This window comes from Streptomyces sp. NPDC017225 (assembly GCF_044331465.1).
Lineage (GTDB): Bacteria > Actinomycetota > Actinomycetes > Streptomycetales > Streptomycetaceae > Streptomyces.
The window spans coordinates 155,670-171,966 of the sequence record NZ_JBIRNE010000014.1; the positions used below are offsets into that span (position 1 = coordinate 155,670).

Sequence of the window (16,297 nt, forward strand, 5' to 3'; positions counted from 1 at the left end):
CGGTGCTCACGTCTCCCGGGCGTCCTTCGCCGGCCGGGTGATCCCGGCGATCCGGTACGCGTCCGCCTCCTCCAGCGTCTCGTTCGCCAGCAGCGCCTCGGCCAGCGCGTCGAGCTGCCCCCGGTGGTCGGTCAGCTTGCGGACGGCCTCCGCGTAGCACTCGTCGACGACCCGCCGCATCTCCCCGTCGATGGCGTCGAGGGTCCCCGGGGCGGCGGCCGGCCCGTAGGCCTGCTGGGCGTCGCCGGGGAGGGCGGAGAGCCGGCCGACCCGCTCGCTCATGCCCCAGCGGCCGACCATGCCGCGCGCGATCCGGGTGACCTGTTCGAGGTCGCTCTCCGAGCCGGTGGTGATGACGTCGTACACCACCTGCTCGGCCGCCATGCCGCCGAGCGCGCCGATGATCCGGCCGCGCAGGTACTCCTCCGTGTACGCGTACTTGTCCGCGTCCGGCGTCGACAGCGTCACCCCGAGCGCCCGCCCGCGCGGCACGATCGTGATCTTGCGGACGGGGTCGGCGCCCGGCCGCAGCATGCCCAGCAGGGCGTGCCCGCTCTCGTGGTAGGCGGTGCGCCGGCGCTCCTCCTCGGGCATCACCAGCGGGCGTTCGGCGCCCAGCTGGACCTTCTCCATGGCCTCGGAGAGGTTCGCCTGCGTCACCCGGTCCTGCTTCCGCTTGACCGCGAGCAGCGCGGCCTCGTTGGCGAGGTTGGCGAGTTCGGCGCCGGTCATGCCCGGGGTCGTACGGGCGACCTGGGCGAGGTCGACGTCCGGGGCGAGCGGGATCTCGCGGGTGTGGATCTCCAGGATCGCCTTCCGGCCGCCCCGGTCCGGCGGCGAGACGGTGACCACCCGGTCGAAACGGCCGGGGCGGGTCAGCGCCGGGTCCAGGATGTCGGCGCGGTTGGTGGCGGCGATGACGATCACGCCCTCGGCGCCGGAGAAGCCGTCCATCTCCGTGAGGATCTGGTTCAGCGTCTGTTCTCGCTCGTCGTGGCCGCCCATCCCGGAGCCGCCGCCACGGGCCCGGCCGATGGTGTCGATCTCGTCGATGAAGATGATCGACGGCGCCACCTTCCGGGCCTCGGCGAACAGCTCCCGCACCCGGGAGGCGCCCACGCCCACGATCATCTCGATGAACTCGGACGCGGACGCCGAGAAGAACGGCACGCCCGCCTCGCCGGCGACCGCGCGCGCGAGGAGCGTCTTTCCGGTGCCGGGCGGACCGGACAGCAGGACCCCGCGGGGCATCTTGGCGCCCATGCGGCGATACGCGTCGGGGTTCTTCAGGAAGTCGACGACGTCGCTGAGCTCGCCCTCCACCTCGTCGATCCCGGCCACGTCGGCGAACGTGGTGCGCGGCTCGCCGGCTTCCAGCTCGACCGGCCTGGGCGGTGCCTTGCGGCCGAGCATGCCGCCGGCCCCGCCACCCAGGGCGCCCCGCATACGCCGCGCGACGACGACCCACAGCACCACCAGGAGCAGCATCGGGGCCAGCGAGATCAGCAGGTTGACCAGGAGACTGCGCTGCTGGACGACCGGCTCGGCCGTGACGGTGACGTCGTGCTCGGTCAGGTCGTTCCAGAGCTGGTCGTCCGCGAAGGTCGGCCGCTCGGTCATGAACTTGGTGTACGTCCCGTCACCCTCGGGATTGTCCCGGGCCTTCTTCAGCTGGCCCTGGATCGCGTCGCCCTTGGCATAGATCTTGCTGACGTTGTCCTCGTCGACCTGTTTGCTGAACTCCGTGTAGGAGATGGTCGGCTCGTCGCCCTCGTTGAAGAAGGAGAGCACGAGGTTGGCGATGAGGAAGACGATCAGCGCGGCCAGGACCAGGTTCCACCAGCCGCCACGCGGCCTTCTGCCGCCGGGCGGCGGCTTGGGGGGCTCGTCGGGCGTGCCCTCGGTGCGCCAGGGCGGCTCGGGGGCCTTGCGCGGCGGGGACGGGTTGGTCATATCCGGACGTTACGACAGGAAAGCCGTCCGGGCATGTGGGTGTACGGCGCTGGGGGCGCCCCTCCGGTGAGGGGCGCCCCCAGCGCCGTACGGTCCTGTCCTGCGAACCGGTCGGGCGGTCAGCCCATGAACTTCTTGAACTCGTCCGGCAGCTCGAAGTTCTGGTCGCCCTGCTGGGGCAGTCCGAAGGCGCCCCCGTTCTGCGCGGCGGCGGCGCGGCGGTCGGCCTCCTCCTGCTCCTGCTGCTTGCGCTTCATCGGGTTGCCGGAGCGCTGCTTGCCCTTGGCCTTCTTCTGCTGCTTCTTCTGCCGGCCGGGTCCGCCGCCCATGCCCGGGACGCCCGGCATGCCCGGCATGCCGCCGCCCTGGGCCATGCGGGACATCATCTTGCGGGCCTCGAAGAACCGCTCCACGAGCGACTTGACCGCGCTGACGTCGACGCCGGAGCCCTTGGCGATACGGGCGCGGCGGGAGCCGTTGATGAGCGTCGGCTCCTGGCGCTCGGCCGGGGTCATCGACTTGATGATGGCGGCCGTGCGGTCGACGTCGCGCTCGTCGAGGTTGTTGATCTGGTCCTTCATCTGGCCCATGCCCGGCAGCATGCCGAGCAGCTTGCTGATGGAGCCCATTTTCCGGACTTGCTCCATCTGGGCCAGGAAGTCGTCCAGGGTGAAGTCCTGGCCCTTCTTGGACGCCAGCTTGGAGGCCATCTTCTCGGCCTCTTCCTGGCTGAACGTCTTCTCCGCCTGCTCGATCAGGGTGAGCAGGTCACCCATGTCGAGGATGCGGGAGGCCATCCGGTCAGGGTGGAACGCGTCGAAGTCCGTGAGCTTCTCGCCGTTGGACGCGAACATGATCGGCTTGCCGGTCACCGAGGCGATCGACAGGGCCGCGCCGCCGCGTGCGTCGCCGTCGAGCTTGGAGAGCACCACGCCGTCGAAGCCGACGCCGTCGCGGAAGGCCTCGGCGGTGTTGACGGCGTCCTGGCCGATCATCGCGTCGACGACGAAGAGGATCTCGTCCGGGGAGACGGCGTCGCGGATGTCCGCGGCCTGCCGCATCAGCTCCTGGTCGATACCCAGACGGCCGGCGGTGTCGACGATGACCAGGTCGTGGACCTTGGACTTGGCGAACTCGATGGAGTCCTTGGCGACCTTGACCGGGTCACCGACGCCGTTGCCCGGCTCGGGTGCGTAGACCGCGACGCCGGCGCGCTCGGCGACGACGCTCAGCTGGTTGACGGCGTTGGGGCGCTGGAGGTCACAGGCGACCAGGAGCGGCGAGTGGCCCTGCTCCTTGAGCCACCGGCCCAGCTTGCCCGCGAGGGTGGTCTTACCGGCACCCTGGAGACCGGCCAGCATGATCACGGTCGGGGGCTGCTTGGCGAAGCGCAGGCGGCGGGTCTCGCCGCCGAGGATGCCGACCAGCTCCTCGTTGACGATCTTGACGATCTGTTGGGCTGGATTGAGAGCCTTGGAGACCTCGGCGCCCAGGGAGCGCTCCTTGACCTTCTTGATGAAGGCGCGCACGACGGGCAGGGCGACGTCGGCTTCGAGGAGCGCGATGCGGATCTCGCGGGCCGTGGCGTCGATGTCCGCCTCGGTCAGCCGTCCTTTGCCCCGCAGGGATTTGAAGGTGGCTGACAGGCGGTCGGAGAGAGTATCGAACACGGCGGCGTAGGTCCTCGCGTCGGCGTTGGTGTGGGTCGCCCTCCAGGGTATCCGGCCCGGCAAGCAAAGTGTCCCTGCCCGTTACGGAGAGCGGGCGGGGACTGGTGCCCCGCGTGTGCGCGGAGCAGGATCGGCGCGGAGCACACCCGACAACGCGGGACTCGGCCACAAGGTCACGCCCGCAGCGACTCCTCCAGCTCCCTGGCCACGAACGCCGCATCGTCGCCCGGCAACGGCGCACCCTCGCCCCGCGTCACGTAGAAGGCGTCGACCGCGTTCGCCCCCAGCGTCGACACATGCGCGCTCCGCACCCGCACCCCCGCCCCCTCCAGTGCCCGCCCGAGCCGGAACAGCAGCCCCGGCGCGTCCTGGGCTCGGACCTCGATCACCGTGGCCAGCCGGGAGGCGGCCGGCGCGACCGTCACGCGGGGCGGCGGCGGCTCCACGCCCCTGCGCCGTGGGTAGGCGGCGTCCCGTTCGGCGAGCCGGCCGGCGATGTCCAGGCTGCCGTCCAGGGCCCTGACCAGGTCGGCACGCAGGCGGGTGGCCTGGGGCAGGGAGCCGTATTCGGCGGCGACCCGCCAGTCCAGCAGCAGGACCGAGCCCTCGACACCGTCCGGCAGCGGAAGGGACCGCAGCTCGGCGGTGCGGACGGTCAGCCGGTGCATGGCCAGCACCCCGGCCACCGCCGGAAGCACGCCCGCCTGGTCGGGTACGGCGATCAGCAGCTCCACGCCGAGCGGCTCCGGATCGGCGGCCCGCTCCGCGGCCGCGGCCTGCCTCGGGTCCGCGGCCCGGTGGGGACCGGCCGACGGCTCGGTCTGCGCGCGCAGCGCCAGCACCGGTCCGCCGGTACGGAACGCCTCGACGGCGAGCCGCTCCTGTTCCGCGGTGGGCGTGGCGGCCTCGGGCTCCGCCGGCCGGTCCCCCGCGAGCACCGCCGAGACCCGTTTCACCAGGTCGGCGACGAGGGAGCCGCGCCAGGACGACCAGGCGGCCGGCCCGGTGGCCAGCGCGTCCGCCTCGGTCAGGGCGTGCAGCAGCTCCAGGGTGTGCTCCGTGCCGACCGCTTCGGCGACCGCGCGCACGGTGGCCGGGTCGTCGAGGTCGCGCCGGGTGGCCGTCTCGACGAGCAGCAGGTGGTGGCGTACGAGGGTGGCGACGACACCCACGTCCGCGCGGTCGAAGCCGATGCGGGCGGCCACGTCCCGGGCGATGGTCTCACCGACCACGGAGTGGTCGCCCGGCCAGCCCTTGCCGATGTCGTGCAGCAGCGCGGCGACCAGGAGCAGGTCGGGCCGGTGGACGCGGCGGGTGAACCCGGAGGCGCGCACGGCGGTCTCGATCAGGTGCCGGTCGACGGTCCACAGGTGGACGGCGTTGCGCTGCGGGCGGCAGCGCACCCGCTCCCAGTCGGGCAGGAGCCGGGTGATCAGCCCCTCGGCCTCCAACGCCTCCCAGACCTCCACGGTGGGCCGGCCCGAGCCCAGCAGGGTCACCAGCTGTTCCCGCGCCTCGGCGGGCCAGGGCGCGGGCAGCGGACGGACGGAGGCGGCCAGGCGCCGCACGGCGTGCAGGGAGAGCGGGAGCCCGGCCTGCGCGGCGGCGGCCGCGGCCCGCAGCGGGAGAACGGGGTCGCGTTCGGGGCGCGCGGTTCGGGCGAGCACCACTTCGCCGTCCTGCTCGACGACGCCCTCGGCGAGCGGGGAGCGTTCGGCGACCGGTTTCCCGCCGCCGCCCAGCAGGGCGCGCAGCCTCGGCCGCACGGAGCGCGCCCGCAGTACGCGCCCCACCTCGCGCCAGGTGACGTCGCCGGCGTACGAGATGACGCGCGCGGCCTCGTAGACCTGCCGCAGCAGTGTGTCGGCGTCCAGCAGGCCCAGCTCGGCCGCCACCTGGTCCTGCTCCTGCAACGCCAGCCGGTCGGTCGCCCGGCCCGTGGCCAGGTGGAGCGCGTCGCGTACGTCGAGCAGTCGGCGCCGGGCGTCGGCGAGGCCCTCGCGCGGGGCGTCGGCCAGCCAGGAGGCGGCGACGGCGCGCAGGGCGGTGGCGTCGCGCAGGCCGCCCCGCGCCTCCTTGAGGTCGGGTTCCAGCAGGTACTGGAATTCGCCCTGGCGTTCGGCGCGCCCGGCGCAGAGTTCCTGGAGTTCGGGGAGGCGTCTGGGTGCCTGGTTGCGCCAGTCGGCGAGGACGGTGGTGCGCAGTGAGGCGGTCAGTCCCAGGTCGCCGGCGAGGTGGCGGGCGTCCAGGAGGCCGAGCTGGACTTTCAGGTCCTCGCCCGCGGTCTTCCGGGCCTGAGCCGCTGTGCGGACGGAGTGGTCGAGGGCGAGGCCGAGGTCCCAGACGGGGTACCAGAGACGGTCGGCGAGGGCGGCGACCGCCTTGTCGTCGCTGCCGTCGTGGAGCAGGAGCAGGTCCAGGTCGCTGCGCGGGGAGAGTTCGCCGCGCCCGTAACCGCCGACGGCGATCAGACAGACGCCCCGGGGCGGGGGGCTCGCCGCGGCGAAGAGGTCCGACAGCCAGTCGTCCGTCAGTTCGGCGAGGGCCGTACGGCGCGGCGGCCCGGACCGCGCCCCCTCGGTGAGGAGGCGCAGCCGGGCCGCCGCGTAGCCGCCGGGTCCGGAGTCCTCCGCTTCTTTCGTCACGTCCGTACTCGTCACCCGGCGACTCCTGTTCGTCCGTCGTGTCAGAGGGCGTCGGGGCCGCGTTCGCCGGTCCGGACCCGTACGGCCGTGTCGACCGGGACCGACCAGACCTTGCCGTCGCCGATCTTGCCGGTGCGGGCCGCCTTGACCACGACCTCGATCAGCTGCTCGGCGTCGTCGTCCTCGACCAGCACCTCGATTCGGATCTTGGGCACCAGGTCGACGGTGTACTCGGCGCCCCGGTAGACCTCGGTGTGGCCGCGCTGGCGGCCGTAGCCGCTGGCCTCGGTGACGGTCAGGCCGTGGACCCCGAAGGCCTGGAGGGCCTCCTTGATCTCGTCGAGCCGGTGCGGCTTGACGACGGCGGTGATGAGTTTCATGCGTCCACCTTCTTGCTCTGGGCCGTCGCGGCCGTGGAGGCGGCCGGCGTGGCGGTCGTCCGGGCGGCGCCGCCGCCGGCGCCGCTGAAGTCGTACGCGGTCTCGGCGTGCTCGGCCTGGTCGATGCCGGCCACCTCGTCGTCCTCCGGCACCCGCATGCCGATCGTCCTGTGCAGGATGAAGGCGAGGATCGCGGAGACGACCAGGGAGTAGGCGAGGACGCCGAAGACACCGGCGCACTGCTTCCAGAACTGGTCCAGGCCGCCGCCGTAGAAGAGGCCCTCGACGTCGGACTGGCCCTTGCCGGTGGCGAGGAAGCCGACGAGCAGGGAGCCGAGGATGCCGCCGACGAGGTGGACGCCGACGACGTCGAGGGAGTCGTCGTAGCCGAACCGGTACTTCAGGCCGACCGCCATGGCGCAGAGCACACCGGCGACGACACCGACGGCGATGGCGCCGAGCGGGGAGACCGCGCCGCCGGCCGGGGTGATGGCGACCAGGCCGGAGACGGCACCGGAGGCGGCGCCCAGGGTGGTGAAGGCGCCGTGGCGGATCTTCTCGTAGGCGAGCCAGCCGAGGACGGCCGCGCCGGTGGCGACCTGGGTGTTGACGAACATCAGCGCGCCCACGCCGTCGTCGTTGCCGAGCCAGGAGCCGGCGTTGAAGCCGAACCAGCCGAACCACAGCAGGCCGGCGCCGAGCATGACCAGCGGCAGGCTGTGCGGGCGCATCGGGTCCTTCTTGAAGCCGACCCGCTTGCCGATGACCAGGATCACGCCGAGCGCGGCGGCACCGGCGTTGATGTGCACGGCCGTACCGCCGGCGAAGTCGATGACGCCGAGTTCGAAGGCCCAGCCGCCCGCGCCCCACACCCAGTGGGCGACCGGGAAGTAGACGATCGTGGCCCACAGGGTGATGAACAGCGCCCAGGCCGTGAACTTCACCCGGTCCGCGAGGGCGCCGCTGATCAGGGCGGGCGTGAGGACGGCGAACATCAGCTGGAAGACCAGGAAGACGAAGACGGGGATGGTGTAGCCGTCCCACAGCTCGGTCAGGCCGATGTCGCTGAGCCCGACCCAGTCGGAGTTCCAGCCGATGACGCTGCCGGTGTCGGTGCCGAACGCCATGGAGAAGCCGTACAGCACCCACAGGACGGTGACGATGCCGAGGCTGATGAAGCTCATCATCAGCATGTTCAGGGTGCTCTTGACGCGGACCATGCCTCCGTAGAAGAAGGCCAGGGCCGGGGTCATGAGCATCACCAGGGCGGAGCAGATGAGCATGAAGCCCGTGTTGGCGGCAGAGAGCTCCGTCTCTGCGGCGAGCGTGATGGCTGGAGCCATCGGCGTCTCCTCGTCGTTGGTACGGCCCCGTGCGGGCGAAGCCTGAGCGGGCTGTGAGGGGTGGGCCGGTTATGCGCCATGAGATTGGCGCAGCGCGGTTTCGGTGGACGCCCCTCGTTGTTTCGCCGCCGTGACGAAGGCGCCGTGCGTGTTACGCGTCGGTGAACTGCCGGATGCGGGGCCGCGCGATCGCCGTCGTGACGCGGCGTCCCGGCCGGGGACACGAGCCGGCCGCGGCGGCCTCCGAGTGACCTGGCATGGGGGAGCCGAGTCGGGCAGTTCGGGAGGGCCGGCCGCGGCCGGGGCTGGTGGGGTCAGACCGCTTCGGCGGTCTCCGGGAGCTCGACGGCGAGCCGTTCGGTGAGGTCGACGACCTCGCCGAGGTCGCCGAAATCGCGTACGGCCGTGTCGACGGTCTTGCGGATGCGGGTGTTGACTCGTTCGGAGCGGACCTTCTTGGCGATTCTCATGGCCTCGACGGCCAGGCCGGTGCTCTCCTCGGGCTCGCGGCGCAGCAGGTGCACGGTGGCCATGCCGATCAGGTTCAGCGCGTAGGAGCGCTGGTGCTCGTCGTCCTTGGCGAACAGCTCGACCGCGCGGCGCATCAGCGGCTCGGCCAGCGAGGCGTAGGCGGGGCTGCGGCCGGCGACGTAGGCGAGGTCGCGGAAGGAGTGGCTGTTCTCCCCGTGCAGCTCGGCCTCGGAGAAGAAACGGATCCAGTCGGGGTCCGGCTCGTCCCACTCGTCGGCTTCGGCGAAGGTGTCCTCGGCCATGCGCACCGCCCGCTTGCAGCGGCCGGGCTGGCCCATGTTGGCGTAGGCGCGGGCCTCCATCGCGTACAGCATCGACTGGGTGCGGGGGCTCGCGCAGTCCCGGCTGCCGTACTGCGCGAGGTGGATCAGCTCCAGGGCGTCGTCGGGCCGGCCGAGGTGGATCATCTGGCGGCTCATGCTGGAGAGGACGTACGAGCCGAGCGGCCGGTCGCCGGCTTCCTTGGCGGCGTGCAGGGCGAGGACGAAGTACTTCTGCGCGGTGGGCTGTAGTCCCACGTCGTACGACATCCAGCCGGCCAGCTCGGCGAGTTCGGCGGCGACCTTGAACAGCATGGACCGGGTGGCGTCCGTCTGGGGCTCCTGAAGCAGGTCGGTCACCTCGTGCAGCTGGCCGACCACCGCCTTGCGGCGCAGGCCGCCGCCGCACTGGGCGTCCCAGCGGCGGAACATCACGGCGGTGGACTCCAGCAGGTCCAGCTCCGGCCCGGACAGGCGGCCACGCGCGCGCGTGGTGGGCGCGGGCTCGCGTCCGGACGCGGTGGCCGGGGGCGCGGGGACGAGCCAGCGCTGCATGGGCTCGATGAGGGACGGGCCCGCGGAGAGGGCCAGCGAGCTACCGAGGAAGCCGCGCCGGGCGAGCATCAGGTCGCTGCGCGAGAACTCGCTGAGCAGGGCCACGGTCTGCGGGCCCGTCCAGGGCAGGTCGACGCCGGTCGCGGAGGGCGTCGGGCGGGTGGAGCGCAGGCCCAGGTCCTCGACGGAGACGACGACGCCGAAGCGCTCGGAGAACAGCTCGGACAGGATCCGCGGGATCGGCTCGCGCGGGTTCTCGCCGTCGAGCCAGCGGCGCACGCGTGAGGTGTCCGTGGAGATGTGGTTGGCGCCCAGCTGGCGTGCCCGGCGGTTGACCTGGCGGGCCAGCTCGCCCTTGGACCAGCCGCTGCGGGCGAACCAGGAGGTGAGCAGCTCGTTGGGGCGCTTTTCAGCGGGCGACGCGCTTCCCGCGCCCGTACCGCTTCCGCCGTTGCCACTCACTGGAACGCCCCCATCCCTGAGACCACCTGTCGCCGAGTGCGCCAAGCCCTATCAGAATGCCGGTGTTCACGGTCGTCCGTCCGGCGGATGCCACCCTTCGAACGGGAAGCCGAGTTGCCTCCGGCATACCCACAAGTGCATGTGCCCCAAGGCTCCATGCACACAAAGTAATCCCGTGATCACGGTCCAGCCATGGCGATTGCGGAATCGCCACCATTCGCCACCCCTTCGGGTGAACTCCCAGTGGCCCGCACACGATTCACTTGACATAGGCCAACCGCGAGTCGGCGCAACGGTGCACACCGGGGCGTGCGCGGTCTGGCGCACCACCCGAACTGCTTCCGGGCGCCGCGTGAACCGCGCCGGACTGGGGAGTTGCAAGCAGAGAGTCACGTCGCACGTCCGCTGCGTAACCGCCGCTGCGTCGGACCCGTTGGAGGGGGCATGGGCTTCACGATCGGCATCGGCAGCAGTCGGGGCGCGCGCGTCACCCGGTCCGGCACACGTCGCCGGGGCCGCGCGTCGGCGTGCACCGTCGTGGCCGAGTTCACCGGGCTGTGGGGCTGGGCCGTGGTGCCGGGGGCCCGGGCCGCCGCGGGCGTCTGCTCCTGCGGCCGGCGCGACTGCCCGGCGCCGGGCGCGCATCCGCTGGACCTCGCGCCCGAGGTGCCCGCGGGCGCGACGCTGGACGAGGCCGGCGAGGCCTGGGCCCAGGTGCCGGGCGCCGCCGCGATGCTGCCGGTCGGGCGGTCCTTCGACGTCATCGAGGTGGCCGAGCCCGCCGGACTGCGGGCACTGGCCCGGCTGGAGCGCATGGGCCTCCCGCTCGGCCCGGTCACGGCGACGCCGCAGGGCCGCGCCCACTTCTTCGTCGCCCCGGGCGCCGCCGCCGAGCTGCCCCGGCTGCTCTACCGCCTGGGCTGGGACGACCCGTCCGCCCTGGACCTGCGCGGCCTCGGCCCGGGTACGTACATCACGGCCCCGCCCTGTGACCGCGGCGGCCTGGGCCCGGTGCGCTGGCTGCGGCCGCCGGCCCTCGACTCCGCGACCAGGCCGCCGACGGCCCGGCTGCTGCTGGGGACACTGGCGTACGTGGCCCACCGGTCGCGGGCGTAGGGCCGACCGGACCGACGCCCACCCACCCGGGTTGCGGTCACAGCGAAGTGCCCTCCCCTCGCACGGGCACCGGGCCCGGCGCCCACCCGCCCGGCCGGGCACGGCGAAGCGCCCGTCCCCCGGTCACGGGAGGCGGGCGCTTCTTCGTACGGGGACGCGTGCCCCGGGGGCACGCGCGCCGGCGTCACTCGCCGATGAGGGCGTCCACGAACGCCGCGGGCTCGAACGGCGCCAGGTCGTCCGCGCCCTCGCCGAGTCCGATCAGCTTGACCGGCACGCCCAGCTCGCGCTGCACGGCGACCACGATGCCGCCCTTGGCCGTACCGTCCAGCTTGGTGAGCACGATGCCGCTGATGTCGACGACCTCGGCGAAGACCCGGGCCTGGATCAGGCCGTTCTGACCGGTGGTGGCGTCGAGGACGAGCAGCACCTCGTCCAGCGGCGCGTGCTTCTCCACGACGCGCTTGACCTTGCCGAGCTCGTCCATGAGGCCGGTCTTGGTGTGCAGGCGGCCGGCGGTGTCGATGAGCACGACGTCCGAGCCCATCTCCTTGCCCTCCTTGACCGCGTCGAAGGCCACGGAGGCCGGGTCGCCGCCCTCCGGGCCGCGCACGGTGTGGGCGCCGACCCGATCGCCCCAGGTCTGGAGCTGGTCGGCGGCGGCGGCACGGAAGGTGTCGGCGGCGCCGAGGACGACGCTGCGGCCGTCGGCGACCAGGACACGGGCGAGCTTGCCGGTGGTGGTGGTCTTGCCGGTGCCGTTGACGCCGACGACCATCACGATGCCGGGCTTGGTGTTCGCCGGCTCGGTCTTGACCTCGCGGTCCATGTCGGGGCCGAGGAGGGTGATCAGCTCCTCGCGCAGCAGCGTCCGCAGTTCGTCGGGCGTGCGGGTGCCGAGCACCTTCACCCGCTCGCGGAGCCGGTCGACCAGTTCCTGGGTGGGCTGCACGCCGACGTCGGCGGTGAGCAGCGTGTCCTCGATCTCCTCCCAGGTGTCCTCGTCGAGGTGCTCCCGGGAGAGCAGGGTGAGCAGGCCCTTGCCGAGGGCGTTCTGCGAGCGGGAGAGACGGGCACGGAGCCGGACCAGACGGCCGGCGGTGGGCTCGGGAACCTCGATCCGCGGGATCTCGAGCTCTTCGACGACGGGCGGCTCCTCGACGGTGGCGGGAGCGGTGCCGCCGTCCGGAAGGTCGACCTCCTCTATCGTCCGGCGCGGTTCGTCGCGCGGTGTCTCGGCCTCTTCGCCGACGTGCGGCTCGGCCGGAGGGGCGGTGATGTCGGGCGTGGCGGGAGGCGGCGGAGGCAGCTGCTTCTTGCGGCGACTGCCTACGATCAGCCCGCCGAGCGCGCCGATCACGACCACGGCGATGACTACAGCAAGGATGACGATTTCCATAACGGCTCCAGTATGCGTGACCCCTGCCCCGGCCCTTCATTGGTCAGCGGGGCGGGCGTGCCCCCGGGCCGGGCCGGGCGTCCGCCTGGCTCATGGCCGGCAGGAAGCCCGTTCGGGCGGAGTCACGGCTTGCGTGGCTCATGCGGGGAACCGTGCCGCGCCGTTCTCATCACTGTGGCTTCCTCCAAAGGACAAAGGCCCCTGGAGGGAAGGAGTCGGATCAAAGTACGATGGAAGAGGCCACGTCAACGCGCGTAGAGTCCCGACCGCCCCCTCTTCTCCCACGATCGAGGCACGGACCCCCCACATGAGCAAGACCTCCGAGACCGAAGGCGCCCTGGAAACCCGCGGCATCGAGCAGGTGCCCGACCAGGAGCGCACCGCCCGGACCCGCGAGCTTTTCCCGACCTGGGTCGGTGCCAACATCAGCGTGCTGCTGCTCACGATGGGCGCGAGCCTCGTCGTGGCGTACCGGCTCAACTTCTGGCAGGCGCTCGTCGTCGCGGCCGCCGCGCCGGTGGTGTCGTACGGCCTGGTCGGGCTGATCGGTATCGCGGGCAAGCGCGGGGGTGCGCCCGGGATGGCGCTGTCCCGGGCGGTCTTCGGCCAGCGGGGCAATCTGCTGCCGGGTTCGCTGATCTGGGTCGCCCGCTGGGGCTGGGAGACGATCAACGCGGTGACCGGCGCCTACGCCCTGCTCACCGTGCTGGACATCGTGTTCGGCATCCGGGCCAACAGCGTGCTGGACATGGTCACGCTGCTCGCCTTCGTCGTGGCGACGTTCGCGATCTCCGGGCTGGGGATCAACGCCGTGCAGAAGTGCAACAAGTACGCGGCGTACCTCTTCGGCGCCTTCTCGGTGCTGGTCCTCGGCTACCTGGTCGTCGACACCGACTGGTCGGCGGTCTTCGACCGGTCCGCCGGTTCGGTGGCGGCGATGATCACCGGTGTCGGTCTGATCGCGGCCGGTGGTGTCAGCTGGATCCCGTCCGCCCCGGACTTCACCCGGTACCTGCCGCGCACGGCATCCTCGAAGGGCATCGTGGGCGTGACCATCGGCGGCGCCGGCATCGTCGTACTGCCCATGGTGCTGATGGGTATGGTCATGGCCGTCTCCACGCCGGACCTGGCCTCGGCCGCGGACCCGGTCTCCTTCCTCGGCGAGATCCTGCCGACCTGGATCGCGGTGCCGTACCTGCTGATCGCGCTGATCGGCATGCTGCTGATCAACTCGATGTCGATGTACTCGGCCGGCTTCACCGCGCAGACCCTGGGCATCAAGGTCCCGCGGCACTGGGCGGTCTCGGTCAACGCCGTGATCTCGCTGGTCTTCGGCGGGGTGCTGATGCTGGTGGCGACCAGCTTCATGGGCTCCTTCATCGCCTTCCTTTCGCTGCTCGCGGTCGCCTTCTCCGCCTGGGTCGGCGTCTTCGGCGCGGACATGCTGCGCCGCAAGGAGTACGACGGCGAGGCCCTCGCCGACACCGGCCGCACCAGCGCCTACTGGTACCGCGGAGGCTTCTCCCCCGCCGCCGTCGCCGCGTGGGCGGTGGGGCTGGCCGCGGGCCTGATGTTCACGACGTCCGACTGGTTCACCGGCCCCCTCGCCGCGAACAACGTCATCGGCGAGTACGGCCTCGGCTGGGTGGCCACGGTCGTGATCTCCGGTCTGCTGTACGCGGTGCTGCCGAAGCCCGCCGTGGTCGTTCCCGCGTCGGCGGCCTCGGACGGGGCCGGGCGGCACGAGGCGGCGACCGTCTGACGTACGCGGCCGACGCCCCCTTCTCCATCCGGCACCGAGGACTGCTTCTCGAGCGGCGCGGGGTGGGGCGGGGGGCGTCGTGCGTCCCGCTTGCCCGTACACCCCGTCCCAACGGTGACAACCCGTTGCCCGTCCCGTCCCGGGGTGGTTGCCCGCGTCCATGAGTCTGCTGGTGGATGTCTTCGTCCGGGAACCGGACGGTTCCAGGCGTTTCCCGGACGAGGACGCCTACGACTCCGGCGGTTTCGAGTCCTGGCGCGCCACGGTGCGGGGTCGGACCTGATTCGTTCGCTGGGCGCCCGTCTCCTGCCAGGTCCCGGCCGAACGGGATCTGGAGGTGGAGCACGAGCAGGTGCCGGACCTGTTGCGCGAGGTCGCCCTGTCGCGGTCCCAACTCGACCGGATAGCGACCGGCACCGGCCATCCTCGGCCGGTGCGGGAACACCGGGGTCGGATCGAGGACCGTCTGCGCATCATCGACGAGTCCGCCCGGCAGGCCCTTAAGATCGGCGGCGGAGTCGTCATCTGGTGAGCCGGCCGCCGGGTCCGGACGTACGACACCGCCGCCCCCGGCCCGGGCGGTTGGCCGGGACGGGGGCGGCGGACGGTACGGGGAGAGGGGCGGCGGGGACTTGGCCCTTCTCCCCGGATTCGGGGGTGGGGCGGTCAGCCCATCTCCTCCAGGGCCTTGCCCTTCGTCTCCTTCACGAACTTCAGGACGAAGGGGATGGAGAGCGCGGCGAAGATCGTGTAGATCACGTAGGTACCGGAGAGGTTCCACTCGGCCAGCGACGGGAAGCTCGCGGTGATGGCCCAGTTGGCGATCCACTGCGCGGCGGCGGCCACACCCAGGGCCGCGGCGCGGAGCCGGTTCGGGAACATCTCGCCGAGGAAGACCCAGACGACCACACCCCAGGACAGGGCGAAGAAGAGGACGAACAGGTGGGCGGCGATCAGGGCGACCCAGCCCTGCGTGGCCGGGAGCTTGCCGTCGACCAGGTCGAAGGAGAACGCCCAGGCCTCCAGCGCCAGGCCGATCACCATGCCGACCGAGCCGATGAGGGCGAGCGGCTTGCGGCCGACCCGGTCCACGAAGATCATCGCGATCACGGTGCCGACGATGTTGATGATCGACGTCGTGAACGAGTAGAAGAACGACTGGGTCGGGTCGACGCCGACCGACTGCCACAGCGTCGAGGAGTAGTAGAACGCGACGTTGATGCCGACGAACTGCTGGAAGACCGAGAGGCCGATACCGATCCAGACGATCGGCTTGAAGAAGAAGCTGCCGCCGAGCAGGTCCTTGAAGGAGGACTTCTCCTCACGGTGCATGGCGTGCTCGATCTCGGCGACGCGGGCGTCGAAGTCGACGTCCTTGCCCTCGACCTCCTGGAGGATCTGCTTGGCGCGCTCGTGCTTGCCGACGGAGACCAGGAAGCGCGGGGACTCCGGGATGGCGAAGGACAGCAGGCCGTAGAGGACGGCCGGGATGACCATGACGCCGAGCATGACCTGCCAGGCCTCCAGGCCCATCAGCTCACCGCGCTGGTCACCGCCGGCGGCGTTCAGCAGACCCCAGTTGACCAGCTGCGAGACCGCGATGCCGACGACGATCGCGGCCTGCTGGAAGGAGCCGAGCCGGCCGCGGTAGGCGGGCGGGGAGACCTCGGCGATGTAGGCGGGGCCGATCACCGAGGCCATGCCGATGGCGAAGCCGCCGACGACGCGCCACATGGCGAGGTCCCACAGCGCGAAGGGCAGTGCGGAGCCGATGGCGCTGACGGTGAAGAGGACCGCCGCGATCTGCATGCAGCGGATGCGGCCGATGCGGTCGGCGATGCGGCCGGCGGTCGCGGCGCCGATGGCGCAGCCGATCAGCGCGATGGCGATGACCTGGGCCAGTACCGCGGAGCCGACGTCGTAACGGTCCCGGATGGCCTCGACGGCACCGTTGATCACGGAACTGTCGTAGCCGAACAGGAAACCGCCCATCGCGGCCGCCGCCGCGATGAAGATGACGTGCCCGAGATGATCGGGATGAGCCGTCCTGGCTCCTGAATTGGGCGCCTGCGATGTGCTGGCCACGTGTACTCCTCGGGCTACCGGCAACGCTGCCGGGGTGGTTCGCCTTCGAGATACCACTGAAAGGGACCTGAAGGTAAAAGCAACGTTGCAGAGACTATGCCTTCAAGTGTCGAAGTCAATAGGTCGAGAGATGTGA

The 16,297-nt window shown here is 71.6% G+C and carries 12 protein-coding genes; 4 read left to right on the forward strand and 8 right to left on the reverse strand.

Features of this window, described 5'->3' with window-relative positions:
- Nucleotides 1-6: 6 nt before the first annotated feature.
- The 6 genes from ftsH to ACH4NX_RS27585 all read right to left on the reverse strand — a co-directional run bounded on the left by ftsH (nucleotide 7) and on the right by ACH4NX_RS27585 (nucleotide 9,799).
- Complete coding sequence (gene ftsH, locus ACH4NX_RS27560) at nucleotides 7-1,953, reverse strand: ATP-dependent zinc metalloprotease FtsH (RefSeq protein ID WP_351398190.1); 1,947 nt, start codon at nucleotides 1,951-1,953, stop codon at nucleotides 7-9.
- A 119-nt stretch (nucleotides 1,954-2,072) separates the two neighbouring features.
- The gene (ffh, locus tag ACH4NX_RS27565; RefSeq protein ID WP_351398188.1) at nucleotides 2,073-3,623 is read right to left on the reverse strand and encodes a signal recognition particle protein; all 1,551 of its coding nucleotides are present in this window, start codon (nucleotides 3,621-3,623) and stop codon (nucleotides 2,073-2,075) included.
- Between the two features lie 173 nt (nucleotides 3,624-3,796).
- Nucleotides 3,797-6,283, reverse strand: coding sequence for a [protein-PII] uridylyltransferase (locus ACH4NX_RS27570; protein ID WP_398129041.1), 2,487 nt, complete (start codon nucleotides 6,281-6,283; stop codon nucleotides 3,797-3,799).
- 26 nt (nucleotides 6,284-6,309) lie between these two features.
- Nucleotides 6,310-6,648, reverse strand: a complete 339-nt coding sequence (locus ACH4NX_RS27575) for a P-II family nitrogen regulator (protein ID WP_019328769.1) — start codon at nucleotides 6,646-6,648, stop codon at nucleotides 6,310-6,312.
- Nucleotides 6,645-7,991 (reverse strand): ammonium transporter, encoded by a 1,347-nt coding sequence (locus tag ACH4NX_RS27580; RefSeq protein WP_398129042.1) that lies wholly within the window; start codon nucleotides 7,989-7,991, stop codon nucleotides 6,645-6,647. The genes ACH4NX_RS27575 and ACH4NX_RS27580 overlap by 4 nt, the downstream gene beginning before the upstream one ends.
- Nucleotides 7,992-8,305: 314 nt before the next feature.
- Nucleotides 8,306-9,799 carry a hypothetical protein gene (locus ACH4NX_RS27585; protein ID WP_398129043.1) on the reverse strand — a complete coding sequence of 498 codons (1,494 nt, stop codon included), beginning with the start codon at nucleotides 9,797-9,799 and terminating at the stop codon, nucleotides 8,306-8,308.
- A gap of 444 nt (nucleotides 9,800-10,243) precedes the next feature.
- Here ACH4NX_RS27585 and ACH4NX_RS27590 point away from each other — a divergent pair, with 444 nt between their 5' ends.
- Nucleotides 10,244-10,915, forward strand: coding sequence for a bifunctional DNA primase/polymerase (locus ACH4NX_RS27590; protein ID WP_398129044.1), 672 nt, complete (start codon nucleotides 10,244-10,246; stop codon nucleotides 10,913-10,915).
- 184 nt (nucleotides 10,916-11,099) lie between these two features.
- Here the strand turns inward: ACH4NX_RS27590 and ftsY are convergent, their stop codons facing one another.
- Nucleotides 11,100-12,314 (reverse strand): signal recognition particle-docking protein FtsY, encoded by a 1,215-nt coding sequence (gene ftsY, locus ACH4NX_RS27595; protein WP_351398177.1) that lies wholly within the window; start codon nucleotides 12,312-12,314, stop codon nucleotides 11,100-11,102.
- Between the two features lie 307 nt (nucleotides 12,315-12,621).
- On the opposite strand from ftsY, the gene ACH4NX_RS27600 reads away from it, so the two are divergent.
- The 3 genes from ACH4NX_RS27600 (at nucleotide 12,622) to ACH4NX_RS27610 (ending at nucleotide 14,608) form a co-directional block, all read left to right on the forward strand.
- Complete coding sequence (locus ACH4NX_RS27600) at nucleotides 12,622-14,076, forward strand: cytosine permease (RefSeq protein WP_351398175.1); 1,455 nt, start codon at nucleotides 12,622-12,624, stop codon at nucleotides 14,074-14,076.
- 160 nt (nucleotides 14,077-14,236) lie between these two features.
- A complete protein-coding gene (locus ACH4NX_RS27605) occupies nucleotides 14,237-14,359 on the forward strand; it encodes a hypothetical protein (protein ID WP_351398173.1) in 123 nt (40 codons plus the stop codon).
- A gap of 54 nt (nucleotides 14,360-14,413) precedes the next feature.
- Nucleotides 14,414-14,608: a hypothetical protein gene (locus ACH4NX_RS27610; protein WP_398129045.1), complete on the forward strand. Its 195-nt coding sequence runs from the start codon at nucleotides 14,414-14,416 to the stop codon at nucleotides 14,606-14,608.
- A 134-nt stretch (nucleotides 14,609-14,742) separates the two neighbouring features.
- On the opposite strand, the gene ACH4NX_RS27615 is transcribed toward ACH4NX_RS27610, so the two are convergent.
- The gene (locus ACH4NX_RS27615) at nucleotides 14,743-16,161 is read right to left on the reverse strand and encodes a sugar porter family MFS transporter (RefSeq protein WP_351398171.1); all 1,419 of its coding nucleotides are present in this window, start codon (nucleotides 16,159-16,161) and stop codon (nucleotides 14,743-14,745) included.
- Between the last annotated feature and the right edge of the window lie 136 nt (nucleotides 16,162-16,297).